The sequence below is a fragment of the Nocardiopsis sp. EMB25 genome, from assembly GCF_026797795.1.
Taxonomy (GTDB): domain Bacteria; phylum Actinomycetota; class Actinomycetes; order Streptosporangiales; family Streptosporangiaceae; genus Nocardiopsis; species Nocardiopsis lucentensis.
The window spans coordinates 3,561,223-3,578,939 of record NZ_JAMTDN010000001.1; the positions used below are offsets into that span (position 1 = coordinate 3,561,223).

9 protein-coding genes are annotated in these 17,717 nt (G+C 70.0%); 2 read left to right on the plus strand and 7 right to left on the minus strand.

The window, feature by feature from the left end; genetic code table 11:
* The first annotated feature begins 525 nt into the window (after positions 1-525).
* Entirely contained in the window at positions 526-2,709 is a 2,184-nt protein-coding gene (locus KIK06_RS15395) for a WD40 repeat domain-containing serine/threonine protein kinase (RefSeq protein ID WP_268643700.1), read from the plus strand.
* A gap of 214 nt (positions 2,710-2,923) precedes the next feature.
* On the opposite strand, the gene KIK06_RS15400 is transcribed toward KIK06_RS15395, so the two are convergent.
* From KIK06_RS15400 to KIK06_RS15415, 4 genes are all read right to left on the minus strand, one after another.
* Positions 2,924-3,625 (minus strand): hypothetical protein, encoded by a 702-nt coding sequence (locus KIK06_RS15400; RefSeq protein WP_268643701.1) that lies wholly within the window; start codon positions 3,623-3,625, stop codon positions 2,924-2,926.
* 154 nt (positions 3,626-3,779) lie between these two features.
* Positions 3,780-5,246, minus strand: coding sequence for a tyrosine-type recombinase/integrase (locus KIK06_RS15405; RefSeq protein WP_268643702.1), 1,467 nt, complete (start codon positions 5,244-5,246; stop codon positions 3,780-3,782).
* Between the two features lie 104 nt (positions 5,247-5,350).
* Complete coding sequence (locus KIK06_RS15410) at positions 5,351-6,355, minus strand: hypothetical protein (RefSeq protein ID WP_268643704.1); 1,005 nt, start codon at positions 6,353-6,355, stop codon at positions 5,351-5,353.
* 345 nt (positions 6,356-6,700) lie between these two features.
* A complete protein-coding gene (locus tag KIK06_RS15415) occupies positions 6,701-7,648 on the minus strand; it encodes a helix-turn-helix transcriptional regulator (RefSeq protein ID WP_268643705.1) in 948 nt (315 codons plus the stop codon).
* 66 nt (positions 7,649-7,714) lie between these two features.
* On the opposite strand from KIK06_RS15415, the gene KIK06_RS15420 reads away from it, so the two are divergent.
* On the plus strand, positions 7,715-8,107 hold the full coding sequence (locus tag KIK06_RS15420; RefSeq protein ID WP_017601789.1) for a VOC family protein: 393 nt from the start codon (positions 7,715-7,717) through the stop codon (positions 8,105-8,107).
* Between the two features lie 58 nt (positions 8,108-8,165).
* On the opposite strand, the gene KIK06_RS15425 is transcribed toward KIK06_RS15420, so the two are convergent.
* From KIK06_RS15425 to KIK06_RS15435, 3 genes are read right to left on the minus strand one after another with little or no spacing between them, the layout of a single operon-like run.
* Positions 8,166-9,086: an SDR family oxidoreductase gene (locus KIK06_RS15425; protein WP_017601788.1), complete on the minus strand. Its 921-nt coding sequence runs from the start codon at positions 9,084-9,086 to the stop codon at positions 8,166-8,168.
* Positions 9,083-10,291 carry an FAD-dependent oxidoreductase gene (locus tag KIK06_RS15430; protein ID WP_268643707.1) on the minus strand — a complete coding sequence of 403 codons (1,209 nt, stop codon included), beginning with the start codon at positions 10,289-10,291 and terminating at the stop codon, positions 9,083-9,085. Before KIK06_RS15430 ends, KIK06_RS15425 begins: the two co-directional genes overlap by 4 nt.
* A gap of 5 nt (positions 10,292-10,296) precedes the next feature.
* Positions 10,297-17,496, minus strand: a complete 7,200-nt coding sequence (locus KIK06_RS15435) for an amino acid adenylation domain-containing protein (RefSeq protein WP_268643708.1) — start codon at positions 17,494-17,496, stop codon at positions 10,297-10,299.
* Positions 17,497-17,717: the final 221 nt, after the last annotated feature.

Here is a 17,717-nt window from a genome sequence, read left to right on the forward strand (position 1 = left end):
ATTGGGGTGACACGAAACGGCACGAAGTGCCACGTGGCTACACCAGATCACCGGACTTCTCATCCGATGGCCGCAGGTTCAAATCCTGCCGAGCGCGCCACAAAACCCCAGTTCAGGCGGGACGCGCGAATCGAACAGGCGAGGCGGCAGGCCCGGATCCGGGCCTGAAATGCTCCTCGTGTGCTCCCCAGTGCAAGGTCCCGTACAGGTGGGCACCCACCTCGCGGAGCATTGTGCCGTCCCGTGACCCTGCGGGGTGTGCCCCGTGTCCGCCCGTCAGCGCCCCACAGCCGTCGTGTGGGGCACCGTTGGGCCCGGGTGCGCCCTGTCGCCCCACCGGCCGCATACGGCCGATTCCACCGAAACCCCTTACCCCACACGGGTTCCCGCGCCACAATCAGATGGCACGAAGCACACCGCAGAGAACCAGACCCCAACCCCACCCACCGGTCCACCAACCCACGAGTCCTTCACCTGACACACCGGGCACCCACCACCAGCCCTCCCCCTGGCAGAAAGCCCCCCGTGGAACCCCTTCACCCCACCGACCCCCCACACATCAGCGAATACAAGCTCACCGCACGCCTGGGTACCGGCGGCATGGGCCAGGTCTACCTCGCACGCACCACCTCCGGACGACAGCTCGTCGTCAAGGTCATCCGCCCCGAACTCGCCAACGAAACCGGCTTCCGCGCACGCTTCGCCCGCGAGGCCGAGGCCGCCCGCCGTGTCGGCGGCTTCCACACCGCCCAGATCATCGACGCCGACCCCCACGCCGACGCCCCGTGGATCGCCACCGCCCACATCCCCGGACCCACGTTGACGGAGGCCGTGCGCGAGAACGGGCCCATCACCCCGCCCGCCCTGCACGTCCTGGCCACCGGCCTGGCCGAAGGACTCAAGGCCGTCCACTCCTGTGACCTGGTGCACCGCGACCTCAAACCCGGCAACATCATCCTGGCCGACGACGGCCCCCGCATCATCGACTTCGGGATCGCCCGCCCCCTGGACGCCGACAGCATGACCACCCACGGCGCCATCTTCGGCACCCTGCCCTACATGTCGCCCGAGCAGACCGACGGCTCCCGCGTCGGCCCGGCCTCGGACCTGTTCTCCCTGGGCACCGTGCTCGCCTACGCCGCCACCGGCACCAACCCCTTCAACGGCGCCACCATGGCCCAGACCCTGCGCCGCCTCATCAGCCCACCACCCGACCCCGGCGACATCGACCCGGCCACCCGGGACCTGATCACCGCCTGCTGGAACCACGACCCCGCCCAACGACCCACCCCGGACCAGATCCTGGCCCGCTTCGCAGACCACGACCTTCACGACTCCTGGCCACCGCCTCAGCCCACCGCACCGTCCCGTCCCGAACCGGCCACCCGTCCTCTACCGACACCGCCGATCCCGACACGATCCAAGGAAGAGTCCTCCCCCGCACCACGCGAACCCCGAGTCACACCCCCCGCTGCAACCAAGACGAAGGGGGAGGGCGACGCTGTCCCGCAACGCGCCGAAGCCCAAAGCCCTCCTCCGAACGCTGGGAAGACCTCCCTCGCGAAGGCCACCCCCCTAACAAAGGCACGTCCTGACCAACACCGTGGGAAGCGAAAGGTCAGGGCATCGTGGTTCTACGGGATATCCGCAGTCATCGCCGCGGTCGTCCTGCTCTCGTGGTACATCTCCAACCCGCGCCTCGGTGAGTCCGGGGCGAGCGAACCTGGCATGGGTAAATCCGAGGCAGATGAGTTCAGTACGTCTGAATCCAGCGCGCTGCTACCCACCTCGATTACCCGCATAGGCTACGGAGACGCGTATTCAGTGGCGTTCAGCCCAGACAGTACTACAGTCGCCACCGGCCGCACCGATAGCACTGCCGAACTTTGGGATGTCACCACCGGCGAACTCATCACCACTATCACGAGCAACGAATCATCGATGCCAGGCAACAACACTATATTGTCGGTGGCTTTCAGTCCGGACGGATTCATAATCGCGACCGGTAATTCATTTGGCACTGCTCAACTTTGGGACGCCAACACCGGAGAACCGATCACCACCATCACTGGACACGACGAAGCCGTATATGCGTTAGCTTTCAGTCCCGACAGCACCACGATCGCCGTCGGTAGAGAGTATGGCAGTTCCACTTCTGACAACGTTGTCGCCCAGTTACTGGATACTGAGACAGGCGACCTGATCACCACTCTTACCGGGCATAACGGCTCCGTGGTTTCGGTGGCTTTCAGTCCGGACGGCACTGCGCTCGCCACCAGCAGCGCAGACGGCACCGCCCGACTCTGGGACGCCAACACCGGAGAGCCAATCACCACCATCACTGGACACGACGAAGCCGTATCAGCGGTGGCTTTCAGCCCCGACAGCGCTACACTCGCCACCAGCAGCGCAGACGGCACCGCCCGACTCTGGGACGCCAACACCAGAGAGCCAATCACCACCATCACTGGACACGACGAAGCCGTATCAGCGGTGGCTTTCAGCCCCGACAGCGCTACACTCGCCACCGGCAGCACAGACGGCACTACTCGACTCTGGGACACTGAAAGCGGTGACCTCATCACTAGTCTGGACGACTACGGAAGTCGGGTTCAGTCGGTGGCTTTCAGCCCCGATGGCGCCCTGCTCGCCACTGCTAGCACCAATACCGACCGAAGTGGCTCTGTCCGAATATGGGAGCTCAACTGATCTCCAAAAATATCAGTTTTTTACAGCCTAGCAGAGGAGTTTGAATCTCTTATCGAAGTAGCAAATTCTCGTATCCAATAGCGGACCACGAGAAGGAGGTGTACCTACTTTGAAGGAACCGACCTCCTAAGTTACACCACCTAGCGAAAAACAATCGAGTAGAACCGGATGCAAGCAATACCGCTATCCAACTGGACCTTTGATCCGGTGGGGCTCAGTTCTGGTTCACCGGCCAGACCGCCGCCGGATCACAGTGCTCCGGGCAGGCCAACAGGTAGACCTCGTTCCCCAGAAACAGGTCATAGTGGCCCTCCGCGCCGCTGTCGGGCTGCTCCGGCTGTCCCGGAACAACAGCGAACCCCATATCCTCCGGCACCTGGCACACATACACCAGCTCGGCACCGCACGCGCATTGGTAGTGCTTGGGGTCCTGCGCCCAGGACGGCGTGCCGCCCACCTTGAAGATCTGGGCTCCCTTCCCCCGCTCGTTGAGGGTGTCTGTGAAGGGCCGCAGCGTCAGTGGCCGAGCGCGCAGGGACGGTTCGGACTCCGCCGAAGGCCGCACTGCGCGGCGCTGGAGCAGCACGCGCCAGAACGACTCGTTTGGATCATCCCAGTACCGGGGTGCCAACCGACCGTCATCGGACAGTTCGAGGTCAGCGACCTCGTTGTGCGCGCGGCAATGGAAGACCAGCAGGTGGTCACCACCGAAGGGCCCCAGATCCTGGGGAAGATCCAGTTGGAAGAACAGCACCAGCCGCTCGCCGCAGAAGCACTCCGGCCACTCCTGCCCCTCATCGAGGAAGGGCCAGCCACCCACCGAGTTCCGCGACGGCCACTCCAGCGGCTCGGCACCGATCTCGATCGTGTACGCAGCGAACACCTCCTGAGGAGGTCGCAGATCAGGTTCGACCATCCGCTCACCCTAGAGGAGACCTTTGATCCGATGGGATGACAACCCCGGGAACGAGGAAACCCCAGGCCAGCACGAGTGAGTCTCCCGTGTGGCCCGGGGTCAAGGGCTTCTTCTCGCTCCTGGTGTGCTCCCCGGTCCGGCTACCCCACCGCCGCTACGCGCGGACGGGCCTGAGCAGGGCCGCCGTCGCCTCGGCCGCCGCTTTGGCGACCTCGGGGAACACCGTCTGGTAGGTGTCCTGGGTGAAATGAGTCGTGGCGTGGCCCAACTCGGTGGAGACCACCTTCACGTCCGCCCCCGCCGCCAACGCCAGGGACGCGGCACCGTGACGGAGCCCGTGCAGGTGGATCGGCGACAACCCCGCAGCCCTCACGATCCGGTTGAACCACCGGGGCACCACCCCCGGATGCCACCCCGACCCATCAGGCTGGGTGAACACCAACCCCGAATCCACCCACCCCTGCCCCGCCTGCAGGCGAGCTTCGTTCTGGAACCGCTTCCAGGAACGCAACACCTTGACGGTGCCGGAGTCCAGAGTGATCGTCCTCCGTCCGGCCGCGCTCTTCGGCGTGGTGGTGATCGTCTTCCACCCCAAGGTGACCACCTGGGTGCGGATGTCGACCTGACCATCGGTCAACCGGGTGTTCGCCCACGGAAGGCCCACGGCTTCGCCTCGCCGGAGTCCCTTGACGGCGATGAGGTGGAACATCGGGAACAGCCACCGGTACTTCTTCGCGTGGGTCAGGAAGGTGATGGTCTGTTCCGGGGTCCACACCATCACCTCCCCCGGCACCACCCCATCGATCTGCCACTGGCGCACCCGCTCCGGTGTCCACACCAACGGCTTGGTACGCGGACACGACGGCAACCGGGCGTGCGAGGCGACGTTCACGGCCACCGGCAGGTCCGGGCGCCGCACCGCTTCGGAGAACGCACTCCGAAGGGTCGCGCGGATGCGGTGCTTGGTCGAGAGCGAGATGACCCGCTGGCCCTTCACCGACGCGCGGACCTTGGCGTCGTCGGACTCGCGGCACTCCAGAATCCGCTGGTTGTTCTCCTCGATCGCGGCGAACATCTCCTCCACCTGCCACGACGTCAACTTGTCCAGGCGTGTGGCCCCCAGGTGCGGCACGAGGTGGTTACGGATGTGCCCCTCATAGGAGGCCCGGGTCTTGGGTGCCAGATCGGGCTTGCCGTCCAACCACTCCTTCAGCCACTGCGCGACGGTCGGGATCTTCTCGCGGGTACGCGCCCCGGCCCCGATGCGGCGTTTGACCTCCGTCGCCTCCGGCAACGGGCGACGGGCCTTGAGCGCCTGCTGGATCAGGTCGGCGACCTGCACCTCGACGTCCGTCTCCTCGTCGGCCAGGCGGATCAGCACCTTGAGGTGATCGAGCTGGGCCTGGGCCTGCTCCTGCGAGCCCAAACCGCCCCGCCGCGCCTGATGCCGCTTCCCCTCACCGGTGCGCGGCAACTCCAGCTGGAAGGCCCACTCGCCGTGGCGGGAGTTCCACGCCCCGTCCTCACGGCGCAGCTTCGGACACTTCGCACCCAGCGACTTGCCGGTGGCCTCCTGGCGGGATCCGCAGCGTTTGAACACCGACCCGTCCCGAGAAGCCATCTACGGCCTCGCTTTCCTGTCGTCCTCACGCGCCACCCGCACCCATCCGGCACGGGAACCGGAGGCGGCCGGGGACGGTGTCGCCGACCGCCCTGAGCGCGGGTTCAAGAGCTGTCGCCCGGCCGCGTCACCCGCAGCTGGCGAAGCAGGCCGCCGTAGTCCTCGTCGTCGTCGCTGATGAACATCGGAAAGGAGCCGTCGACCAGCGCGACGCCCTCGACCTTGAGCCCCGAGCTGCGCGCGAGCTCCTCCGGCGGGCTGACCGGACGCAGCCGGGCGCCGATGGGTCCGCCCGGGCGGACCACCGCGGCACGGTACACGGCGCTGTCGAAGGGGCCGAGGTCGCCGGGATCGTACGCGGACGAGATGTAGACGTTGCCTCGCCTGTCGATGTCCATACCCGAGGCGGGGCGCGCGTCCGGCGGTGCGCTGGCCGTGAAGGAAACCGACGTCCACTCCCCGCCGAACCTGATCTCGCCGTTCCTTCCGATCGCCAGGCGGGTCATGTTGACGTTGGTGGTGTCGCTTCCCTGCGCCCGCTCGGCGTACACGAAGTAGTCCCTTCCGCGCACCGTCGCGACAGCCGTGGCCTCGACGTTCACCAGCGGTTCGGGCGTCCTGGGCCAGGGCACCGCGCCCGCGATGGTGATGTCGAGGTCCTCGTCCCACCTGGCGAGGTAGATGGTGGGGTCGGGGTCGTCGCCGTCAGCGTTGCTCTCCACCAGCAGGGCCTCGTCGCGCCCGGGGACCCGGGCGATGCTCTCCAGGTCGTTGGGCACGCTGGGGAACGCGACGTCGAGTTCGTCGACGATGATCCCGTCGGTGTCGACGGGGGTCCGCACGATCGACAGGCGCGGGAGGTCGCGCTCGGCGTAGTCGTCCCTGGTGTCGTGGCAGACCAGGAAGATCTGCTGGGGTTCCCCGTCGCTCCCCGCCGTGTCGGAGGTGGCCAGCCAGGTGATGCCGCTGAACTCGCGTGGTGCGATGATCTCTCCCCGGTCGGCCGGTGGGGTGCCGGTGGAGGCCTCGACGCCGCCCGCGGTGAGTGGCAGCACGCTCAGCGCGGCCGCGGTCGCCGCCAAACGGCGTGTGATGAATCGACGTCGCATCGGTTTCCTCCCATCATGTGGCGGGCGCCGCCGCCGGGTCCGCTCCGCACAAAACTAGGACAGGAGACCGGGATCCTGGTTCAGGCATCGCCTGGTTCCCGCGAGAATTCGAAATTCCGCGGTTCAGGGGACATGTGTAAGGACTGTGTCAGACGATGGGCGCTCTCCGGATCGGCGTGTACGGTCCGGTCTTCGACATCCGATCCGGCACCAGGACTTTTCACCGGGAAAACCCTGATACCTCTTTGGGCCGAGAATCCCGATTCCTCACAAAACCGTCGACGAGTGACTTCACCGCCGCCCGACGAGACCGGGACCGGGGACACGGTGCCGTGAACGACCACGTCATTCGTTGGCTTCGAGCAGCGCCCGGGTGCGGCGGAGCAGTGCCTCACGCACGGCGTCGGTGGAGAGCACACGGACGGGGGTGCCCAGGCCGAGCAGGTAGCCGGCGAGCTGTTCCACGTCGTTGCCGCCGATCTCGACCACGGTGGCGTCGGGGCCGTCGGGGGTGTGCGCGCCGATCGTGGGCGGGACCACGGCCAGGGCCTGGTCCAGGGGAAGCGGGAACCGGACCGTCGCGTACACCGGGTACACGACGCTCGCGATGCTCCGGGAGACCAACGACGCGGCGTCTGGCGGATCGACCAGTTCGGTGGGCTCGGCGGTGAGCCGTGTCCCCGTCACACGGTCGGCCCGGAACGTACGCCACTCGCCCCGAGCGACGTCGCGAGCGACGAGGTACCAGCGAAGGCCCGTGTGGACGAGGCGGTACGGGTCGACGTAGCGGACCGTCGCGCGCCCCGCGTGGTCCCGGTACGACAGCTCGGTGCGCGTCCCGTTGCGGCACGCCGTCGCCAGTTCCAGCAGCCTGTTCGGGCTGATCTGCGGTTCCTCGGACCGCGGGGTGTGCGCCAGGGTGGCGTCGAGTTCACCCAGCCGACCGGCCAGCCGCCGGGGCATGGCCTGTTGGAGCTTCAGAAGGGCTGACAGCGCGGCCTGGCCCGCGCCCAGGGCCCCGCTGAGCGCGGCCGAACGCAGGCCGGCGGCCACGGCGAGCGCTTCCTCGTCGTCCAGGACCAGCGGCGGCATCCGGGCGCCGTGGCTGAGGCGGTAGCCGCCCCAGGGGCCCGGGTCGGACTCGATTCCGTAGCCCAGGTCCCGTAGCCGGGCGATGTCACGGCGGACCGTCCGGTCGGTGACCGACATGCGCTCAGCCAGTTCTCGGCAGGTCCAGACCGGTCGTGTGGACAGCAGAGACACCAGGCGCAGCAGTCGGGAAGTGGTACCCATCACAGTCACCCAGTGTGGGGTAGGACCCGGACAGCACCTGTCCGGGTCGCCTTCTACGGTCCCACCATGAGCACAGGAGACACCTCGTCCGCCCCCGTGATCCGATTCCTTTCCGTCGACTTCGACTGCCCGGACCCGGCCGAACTCGCCCGCTTCTATCGCGACGCCCTCGGTCTGCCCGTGCTGTTCTCCAGCGACGACTTCGTTCTGCTCGGCCGCGCGGACGCCCCAGGGCTGGGATTCGTCCGGCAGGCCGACTACCGGCCCCCGTCCTGGCCCGACCCCGCCCAGCAGAAACAGGCGCACATCGAACTGAGCGTCGACGACCTGGACTCCGCTCAGGACCGGATGCTGGCTCTGGGCGCTGTGATGGCGTCGTTCCAGCCTCGGCCCGATGTGTGGCGGGTGCTGCTGGACCCGGCGGGCCACCCCTTCTGCCTCTCCACGCACGGAGTCTGACGCCGGGGAAGCCTTGACCGGTGGGCCGGGGGCCGTGCGCCCCCGGCCCACCCGGGAATCACTCCTCCGGGGAACTCCGGAGGGCGTCGGCCGCCTCCCAGTCCGCCCGCGTCGGGGGGATCGCGGCGAAGCGCCTGTCCAACAGGCGGTCGGGAAGGACCCGGGACAGCACGTCGGCCGTCCAGGCGTCGGCGCCGACCCGGTAGCGGGTGCGGGGGACGGGATCGGTCAGGGCCCTGGCCACCGTCGCGGCGAACCGCTCCGGGGTCGTGCCGCTCTGCGCGGCCGCTTCGGCGTTGGCCGCCAGGAAGGCGGAGAAGGAGGCGCGGTAGACCGACGCGACCCCCGGCGCGGCTCCGCGCAGCGCCTCATCGGCGACCGAGGCGATCTTGCCCCAGATGGGGGTCATGATCGCCCCGGGCTGCACGACCGAGACACGCACCCCGCTGTCGGCCAGTTCCCGGCGCAGCGCGTCGCTCAACGCCTCCTTGGCGAACTGGGCCGCGGCGTAGGCCCCGAGATAGGGGATCGCCACCCGTCCCAGGCCGGAGGTGATGTTGACGATGCGGCCGCGTGCCCGGCGCAGGTGGGGCAGGTGGGCCCGGACCATCGCGAGCTGACCCACGACGTTGGTCTCCAGCTGGCGTCTCAGGGTCGCGCTGTCCACGCACTCCAGCGGCGCGGACACGGCGATCCCCGCGTTGTTGACCAGACCGCGCAGTCCCGGGTACCGGGACGCGACGAGGTCGGCGCAGGCCTCGACGGAGTCCTCGTCGGTCACGTCGACGACCGCGTACTCCAGGCGGCCGCGCGAGGACGCGGCGACCAGCTTCTCTCCGTCCTCGACGCGCCGCACGCCGGCCAGCACCCCGAACCCGCGCCGCTCCAGATCCAGGGCGCAGGCTCGGCCCAGCCCCGATGAGGCTCCGGTGATCAGCACCGGGCCCGCCTCCTCGCTCGCTTCGCGCTTCTCGCTCAACGGTGCTCCTTTCCCGCGTCCGCGGCCATGGTGTCCCCGAGTCCGGTTCCGGGGAAGGTGAGGGCGGGCTCGAGGCGCCCGACCAGAGACGCGTGCGGCATGTGCCGGAAGTAGGCGTCGCGGACCCACCGCCGGACCGGTCCCTGGGACTGTTCGAAGTCGCTGATGGCGCGGGTGGCCGTCACGATGGCGCGGGTGCGTTCCCTGCGGGCGTCCTCGTAGGCCCGCAGCGCCCGGGGCCCGTCGGGTTGGGCCTGCACGTGCCGGGCCAGGACGACCGCGTCCTCGATGGCCATCGCCGACCCCTGCCCCAGACTGGTCAGCATGGGGTGGGCGGCGTCGCCCAGCAGGGTCACCGGGCCGGTTCCCCACCGCTCCAGGAAGGGGCGGTCGCGTGAGGTCACCGACAGGACGTCCGCCTCCGGTGTGACCCGGATGGCTGTTCGGACCTCGTCCGGCCATCCGTGGTAGGCGGCGAGGATCTCGTCCTTGCCGCCGTCCCAGGCCGCCGAGACGGCCGCGGGCATGTTCTTCGTGCCCCACCAGTACAGTCGGCCGTGGCCGATGTCGACCAGCCCGAACCGCATGCCGTCGCCCCAGAAGTGGACGACCGACCCCGGGGTGAACCGGGGGTGGGAGTACTCGGTGATGCCCAGCCAGACGATGTAACCGCTGTCGTGGGCCGGTTCGTTCGGACCGACCAGCTGCCTGCGCACCGCCGAGTTGAACCCGTCGGCGCCGATCAACAGGTCGGCCTCGTCGCTGACCCCGCCGTCGGCGAAGCGTACGCGCGCGCGGCCGCCGTCCACCTCGAACCCCTCCGCGGCCCGGCCCAGGGCGATCGGGATGCCGGCGGCCTCCTCCCGCAGTGCGGCGAAGAGGTCGGGGCGGCCGATGCACACACAGGGCACGCCCAGGCGGTCGACGATCTCGGGGAAGGGGAACTCCCTGATGAGCCGCCCGCCCCGGGATTTGACCAGATAGCGCTCCAGTGTGCTCCCGCGCTTGTCGAGCCGCAGGTCGACGCCGAGGGAGTCCAGCGCCGCGATGGCGTTGCTCATCACCGACAGTCCGAACCCCCGTGCCCTGATGTGCGGGGCCCGTTCGTAGACCCGCACGTCCAGGCCGACCCTGCGCAGGGCGATGGCGGTGGTCAGGCCACCGATACCGGCGCCGATGACGATCGCGTTCCTCGTCCGTGCCATCGCCCTCACTCCTCCACGTCGCCGGTCGGGTGTTCGACGGCGTCCAGTACCGCGGTCACGACGTCGGCCACGTACGGTTCCTCCATGATCGTGAGGTGGTCGCCCTCGACCTCGACCACCGACAGACGGCCCGAGGTCCGCTCCCGCCACCCGTTCTCGGCGTCGGCGTGCATGCTGCCGATCGCCGTGTGCATCGACAGCAGCACCTCCGGGAGCGGTCGCCTGGCGCGCACGAGGAGCATGTCCTGGTCGACGACCTCGGGCCAGTACTCGAACGCCGAGCGCCAGTTCGCCTCGTAGAGCCGGAAGAGGCGGCGCACGACGCTGTCCGTGCTGCCCGGGGGCAGGACGCCCTCGTCCACCGCCAGGCGGGTGATGTACTCGAACTTCTCGTCCAGGGTCGCGGCCCCGTCGGGGATGACCGCCTCGGGGGAGTCGCCCCCGCGCTCCAGCCAGAGCAGCTCCCAGAAGAACCAGGCGATCAGGGCGTTGTCGTCGACCCACGCGCTGCGGTCGTCGCCCAGCGCGGTGGTGTCGAGGACGACCAGCGAGCCGACCTCGTGTCCCTCCGCGCGTAGTTGGCGGGCCATCTCGAAGGCCACGAAGCCACCGAAGGACCACCCTCCGATGTGGTAGGGGCCCTCGGGCCGCACACGGCGCATGGCCTCGATGTAGCGGCGGGCGATCTCCTCCATCCCCCGCACGGGCTCGGTTCCCGCGTCGGCGCCGAAGGCCTGGAGCGCGTAGAGCGGCCGGTCGTCGGGCAGGTGCTGGGCGAACGGCACGTAGCAGAGCACGTTGCCGCCCATCGGGTGCACGTAGAACAGAGGCGCGGCGTCCCCGCCCTCGCGGATGCGCACCAGCGGGTCGAACCCGCTCTCCGGACGCCGCTCGCCGTCTCCGGCCCCGGGCAGCTCCCGCGCGAGTTCGGCGATGGTGGGCGCGGCGATGAGCCTGGACAGCGGTATCGGCGTTCCGAAGCGCTGTTCGACCAGGACGGCCAGCCGCATCGCCGTGATCGAGGTGGCGCCCGCGTCGAAGAGGTTGTCGTGGACACCGAGTTCGGTGCGGCCGAGCAGGTCTCCCAGCATGTCGGCGAGGACCTGTTCCTCCGCGGTGCTCGGCGGGGCGGACGTGCGCCGGGAGGGCGCCGCGAGCGGCCGGCGGCCCAGCGCGGCGTCGTCGCGCTTGCCGCTCGGCGTCATCGGCATGGCCGTGATCCGTTCGACGTGCGCGGGGACCATGTACTCGGGCAGGACTGCCCGGAGGCGGCGGCGGAGCGCCTCCACGTCCAGGTCCGCCTCCGCGGAGACCGCGTAGGCGGCGAGGAAGGTCTCCCCCGCCGCACGGGTCCGGGCCACGACGGCGACCTCGACCGCCTCCGCGCCCAGTTCCGCCGCCGCCTCGGCCAGGGCGATCTCGACCTCGGCCGGCTCCACCCGGTATCCGCGCACCTTCACCTGGCGGTCGGAACGGCCCAGGCAGACGACCTCGCCGCCGGGCAGGACCATGCCGATGTCACCGGTGCGGTAGAGCCGTTCGCCCTCCCGCGTCGGGTCGGCGACGAACCTCTCCCGGGTCAGGTCCGGGCGGCCCGCGTAGCCCGAGGCCAGGCAGGCCCCGCCGAGGTGGATCTCGCCCTTGCCTCCGACCGGCGCCGGGCGCCCGGACGGATCGAGCACCAGCACCCGGGCGCCGTCGACCGGTCGGCCGACGGGGGGCAGCGCCGGGAAGCGGGCGGGGTCGCCGTCGAGTGTGTGGACCGTGACGACGTGGCTCTCCGTCGGACCGTACTGGTTCTCCAGGACCACGTCCTCTCCCAGGGAGCGGCACAGGCCGCGGATCTCCGGGGTGATGCGCAACTGCTCGCCCGAGGAGGCGATCACCCTCAGGGATCGTGGCACGACGCCCAGCGCGGTGGCGGCCTCCGCGAGCCGTTGCAGGGCGACGTAGGGCATGAAGACGCGTTCGACGCCCGCCTCGTCGATGTGGCGGAGCAGCCCGGGGACGTCCCGGCGGAGGTCCTCGGGGATCACCACGAGCGTGCCCCCGCCGCAGAGCGTGGAGTACACCTCCTGGAACGAGACGTCGAAGCTGAGCGGCGCGTACTGCAGCGTCCGGCCGCCGACGGCCCCGCTGGGCACGCTGTTCTGCCAGGCGACGAGGTTGGCCAGGGAACGGTGCGGCATGGCCACGCCCTTGGGCGTACCGGTGGAGCCGGAGGTGAACAGCAGGTAGGCCTCGTCCTCCGGGGACACCCGCGGCAGTGGTGCGGAGCGGTCCGGTGCGGGGGCCGCGCTCCCGTCGAGGAGTGACTCGGCCACGAGCACCGCGCTCCCGTCGTCGATCAGGTGCTCGTAGGCCTGCGCCACGACCACGCGTTTGGGCGCGCCCTGCTCGACCATCTCCCGAAGCCGTCCGGCGGGGTAGGTGACGTCCAACGGCACCGCCGAGCAGCCCGCCCGTGCCACACCGAGCAGGACCGCGACGGCTCGGGGACCGCGTTCCAGGGCGATGCCGACGCGGTCACCGGGTCTCACCCCCACCGACAGGAGTGCGCGCGCGACGCGTTCGGAGACCTCGGCGAGCCTGGCGTAGGACCAGGAGTCGTCGCCGGACACGACGGCCGTGGCGTCCGGTGCGGCTTCGGCCCGCTCCTCGAAGGAGCGCACCACGCACACGGGCGGGGCCGGTCGGGGCGGTGGACTCGAGGGGGCGGGCGCGAGGAAGGAGGGGTCGGCCTCCTCCAGGGGCCTTTCGGCGATACGGCGCAGGATCTCGGTGTAGGAGGCGGCGAACAGGTCGGCCTGGCCCGCGGTGAAGGTCTGGCCGGAGAAGTCCATGCGCAGCCGGACACGGCCGTCCACCGGGTCGGTCATGGCGTTGACCAGCAGCGTGAAGTTGGTCTCCTCCCAGGCGGTGAACCCGCGGTCGCGCACACCGGTGAGCCCGAGCACCTCGCCCAGCTGCCGGAAGTGGACGTAGTTGAAGGCCGTGTCCACCAGGGTGGCGCCGCCCTGGTCCTGCTGGATCACCTCCAGCGGCACCCGGCGGTGCGGATAGGCCGCGCGCTCGGCCTCCGCGACGTGGTGGACCGCGTCGATCCAGGTCCCGCGGGTGGGTGAGACGCGCATGGGCAGGGTGTTGAGGAACAGCCCGCAGACGCGTTCGCCGTCCTCGACGTCGGGCCGCCCGTGGGCGACCAGCCCCGTGCACAGGTCGTCCTGGCCCGCCATCGCCGACAGGGTGAGCGCGTGCGCGGCGAACAGCACCGACTTGATCGGAACGCGGTGTTCCTCGACCAGTGCGCGGACGCGGGAGAGGAGGTCGTCGGGCGGGCGCACCTCCCTCACGATCATCTCGTCCCCCTCGGGCGGTTCGTGGGACCGGAAGCCCTCCAGGTTCGGCGGAGCGGCCCCGGCGAGTCGGCCCCTCCAGAAGGCGCGGCCGTCCGCGGAGGAGATCGCCGCGCGCTCGTCCGCCGCGTGCAGGGCGGGGCTCGGCAACGGCCCGCCCGCGACGGGGCCGACGTCCAGTCCGCAGGAGTGCAGATGGTCCTGCAGCAGCTCGCTCACCAGGTTGGCGACGCTGCCCCCGTCGAGCAGGGCGTGGTGGAAGGAGAACACCAACTCGACCGCGCCGTCGGTGACGAAGGCGTGGAAGAGGTAGAGCGGCGGGCGCTCGAAGACGTAGTCGTGCCGACGGCGTTCCCGCATGTGGGCGATGATCCGCTCCTCGGCCTCCCGTGCGTCGACCCCTCTGAGGTCGGTCGTCTCCAGGCCGCCCGAGGGCGCGTGGCGGTCGACGATCTGCAGCGGCTCCGAGTAGCCCGTGAGCGCGAAGGACGACCGTAGGACGGGATGGCGCGCGACCAGCCGGTCGAAGGCCGCCCGGAGGTGCCGTGCGTCCCATGGCATCTCGATGCTGTAGCGGAAGACGTCCTTGTAGACCGCCGACTCCTGGGTCCGCCTGCTGTGGAACAGGAGCCCCAGCTGGAGCCGGGTGACCGGGAAGGCGTCGGCGCGGCCCTCCAGGCGTGCCCGGTCCACGTGGGAGACCAGGGCGAAGGGCGGGTGTGCCGTGTCCCTCGGGGCGGTCGCCCCGCCGCGCCGCCCGATCGCCGCGGCCAGCCCTCGGACGGTGGGGTTGCGTACCAGGTCCGACAGGTCGAATCCGACGCCGGCCCGCTCGGCGAGGGCGCGGATCCGGAGCATGGTGATGGAGTCTCCGCCGAGCGCGTAGTAGTCGTCTTCGACGCCCACGCGCCCGAGGCCCAGGACCTCGCCGATCACGTCGGCGAGCGCGGCCTCGGTGGGGGTGTGCGGCTCGTCCCCGCTGGAGGGGGAGGCGGCGGACGGTCGGGGAAGCGCCCTCCGGTCGGCCTTTCCGTTGGGGGTGAGGGGGATGCGGTCGAGGCGGACGTGGCGGGCCGGAATCATGTAGTCGGGCAGGCTGGCGCCCAGGCGCGCGGAGAGCTCGCCCGGGTCGAGCTCGGCGTCGGCCACGTAGTAGGCGACCAGGACGGTCCCGCGGCCGGGCGGGGTGTGGTCGATCACCACCGCCTCACGTATCTCCTCCAGGCTCACCAGGGCGTTCTGCACCTCGCCGAGTTCGACGCGGTTGCCGCGGATCTTCACCTGGTCGTCGATGCGGCCGAGGTACTCGATGTTCCCGTCGGAGAGCAGGCGGGCCAGGTCGCCGGTGCGGTAGAGCCTGCCGCCCGGGGAGTAGGGGTCCTTGATGAACTTCTCGTCGGTGAGTTCGGGGCGGTTGAGGTAGCCGCGCGCGACCTGCACTCCTCCGATGCACAGTTCTCCCGGGACGCCGACGGGCTGCGGTCCGCCGTGCGCGCCCAGCACGTACAGGCTGGTGTTCTGCACGGGTCGGCCGATGGGCACGCGGTCGACCCGGGTCGCGGGCGGGCAGTCGAAACGGGTGACGTCGACCGCGGCCTCGGTGGGACCGTACAGGTTGACCAGGACCGGCCCGCCTCCCCTCTTCTGGGTCTCGGCGAAGACGCGGTTGAACTGGTTGACCCGCTCGGCCGGGAGCGCCTCGCCGCTGCAGAAGACCCAGCGCAGGCTCGCGGCCTTCGCGACGGCGGTGGAGTCACCCTCCACCATGTCCAGGAACGGCCCCAGCATCGAGGGGACGAAGTGCAGGGCGCTGACCCTTCGGGCGGCCACCGCTTCGAGGATGCGCCGGGGGTCCTTCTCCGCGCCGGGCGGCAGCATGGCCAGTCGCGCGCCCTCGACACCCCACCAGAACAGTTCCCACACCGACACGTCGAAGCTGACGGGGGTCTTCTGCAGGAGGGTGTCGCCGCGGCCGATCGGGTAGTGGCGCTGCATCCACGCGAGCCGGTTGATCACCGAGTGGTGCTCGACCATCACACCCTTCGGACGGCCGGTGGAGCCGGAGGTGTAGATGACGTAGGCGACGTCGGTGGACTGCGCGGAGGGTGCGAGCGGCCGGTCCGATCCGCGGTAGAGCTCGGCGACGCGGTGCACCGGGATCCCCGGCGGAACACGGTCGGTGCCGACGCCCCGGCTGGTGAGGACGGCCGCGGGGGCGCAGTCGTCGAGGAGCAGCTCGATCCGGGCCCCGGGGTAGCCCGGGTCGACGGGCACGTAGGCTCCGCCGGCCTTGAGGATGCCGAGGAGCCCGGGGAGGAGTTCGGGACCGCGCTCGGCCATGACCGCGACGCGCGACCCGGGGCCGACCCCCTGGTCGCGCAGCCCGCGGGCGACCTGGTTGGACCTGCGGTCCAGCTCGGCGAAGGTGAACGCGGCCCCGGTGGCGGTGTCCTGGACGGCCAGACGCTCGGGGGTGAGGGCCGCCTGCTCCTGGAAGAGCCCGTGGACGGTCTTCTCCCGCGGGTAGTGGGCGTGCTCCCCCTGTCTGCGGCGCACCAGGTCCTCGTACTCGTCACCGGTGAGCATGGACAGGGCCGAGACGGGCAGTTCCACCATGTCCAAGCCCTTGGCCACCAGCTCGGTGATGTGTCCGGCGAACGCCTCCGCGGTGAGTTCCCCGTCGAAGACGTCGCGCGCGTAGTCGAGGTCGACGCGCAGGTCGTCCTCGTCCTCGAAGGCGTGGACCATGATCGACAGGGCGTTGTCCTCGTGGACGGGGGCCATGACGGTGGTGCGCCGTTCGATCCCCTCCCCCGGTGACGGGTGCGGGTAGCGCAGGTAGGACAGGGTCACGTCGAAGGGCCGGCGCGCTCCGTCGGAGGCGGTGGGCATCTCCTTGACGATCTCGCTGAGCGGCAGTCGTTCGTGGTCGCGCATCTCCCGGAGCCGCGCGCGGGCGGCCTCGGCGAGTTCCAGGAGGGGACGGGACTCGTCCGCGTCCAGGCGCAGTGGCAGGTTGTTGGCGAGGTGGCCGACGACGTGGCGCTCGGTGTCGGTCCGCCGGTTGAGGAAGGGGACGCCCACCGCCACCTCGGAGGCGCGCAGCACGCGGCCGAGCCAGACTCCCAGGGCCGCGGCGAGGTAGGACATGGGCGAGCCGCCGGCTTCGAGGATCCGCTGCACGGTCTTGCCGTCGACCGTGAAGGAGTGTCTCCCCCGTCGTGTCCGGCCCGTACCTGAGCGGGGGAAGAGCACGGGGGTGAAGCCTTCGAGGTTGCGCCGGTGGAACCGCCGGTCGCTCTCGCACTGCCGCGACTCGGTGTAGGCGCGTGTGCGGGCGAACTCGTCGGTGTAGGCGGGCGGTGCGGGTTCGTGCTCCGGTCCGCCGTCACGTCGTCTCCGGTAGGCGGCCAGGATCCGCGCGGAGACCTGGTTGAGTGCCCAGGCGTCCGCGACGATGTGGTGCGCCTTCAGGTGCAGGTGGACGACCGACGCGTCCTCGACGAGCAGTGCCGCGCGGACGAGGCCGCCGCGGTGCTGGTCCAGTGGTCGGTAGAGGTCCTTCTCCCGCCAGGCGAGGACGGCGCCGGCGGGGTCGTCCTCGCCGGAGAGGTCGACCGTCTCCACCGGGATGTTCGCCTCCCGCGGGTCCTCCACGCGGACGAACGGCACTCCCCCGTCGTCGAGGAACCGCATGCGGAACGCGTCGTGCTCGCGCAGGGTGTCGGCCACGCAGGCCCGGAACAACGGTAGGTCGAGGCGGCCGCGCAGCCGCTCGTGCAAGACCACGTTGAACTGGGGGCTGTTCGGGGTTCGGCTCTCGGAGGCCCAGACGTCCTCCTGGTACACGGTGGGTCGGATCCTGTCGGACGGGCGTCCAGGAAGGTCATACCGGATCGGGAAACTGTTCACTGACCATCCCCCAATTTTGAATGTCTCCGTAGTGGCCCACACCGGCAGCTGCCACTCGCACGCTTTTCCGATATGAGCGCCACGACGTCGGACGATAGATGCGCGAGCGCTTACACCGCCACTACGCAATCAAGTAGTTGAAGCCGAAACAACACGAG

Bases quoted from the DNA above. Each gene is read 5' to 3' on its own strand.
- KIK06_RS15420 (WP_017601789.1), top strand. From the start codon at position 7,715: ATGAGCACAGGAGACACCTCGTCCGCCCCCGTGATCCGATTCCTTTCC.
- KIK06_RS15405 (WP_268643702.1), bottom strand. From the start codon at position 5,246: ATGGCTTCTCGGGACGGGTCGGTGTTCAAACGCTGCGGATCCCGCCAG.
- KIK06_RS15400 (WP_268643701.1), bottom strand. From the start codon at position 3,625: ATGGTCGAACCTGATCTGCGACCTCCTCAGGAGGTGTTCGCTGCGTAC.
- KIK06_RS15415 (WP_268643705.1), bottom strand. From the start codon at position 7,648: ATGGGTACCACTTCCCGACTGCTGCGCCTGGTGTCTCTGCTGTCCACA.
- KIK06_RS15430 (WP_268643707.1), bottom strand. From the start codon at position 10,291: ATGGCACGGACGAGGAACGCGATCGTCATCGGCGCCGGTATCGGTGGC.
- KIK06_RS15410 (WP_268643704.1), bottom strand. From the start codon at position 6,355: ATGCGACGTCGATTCATCACACGCCGTTTGGCGGCGACCGCGGCCGCG.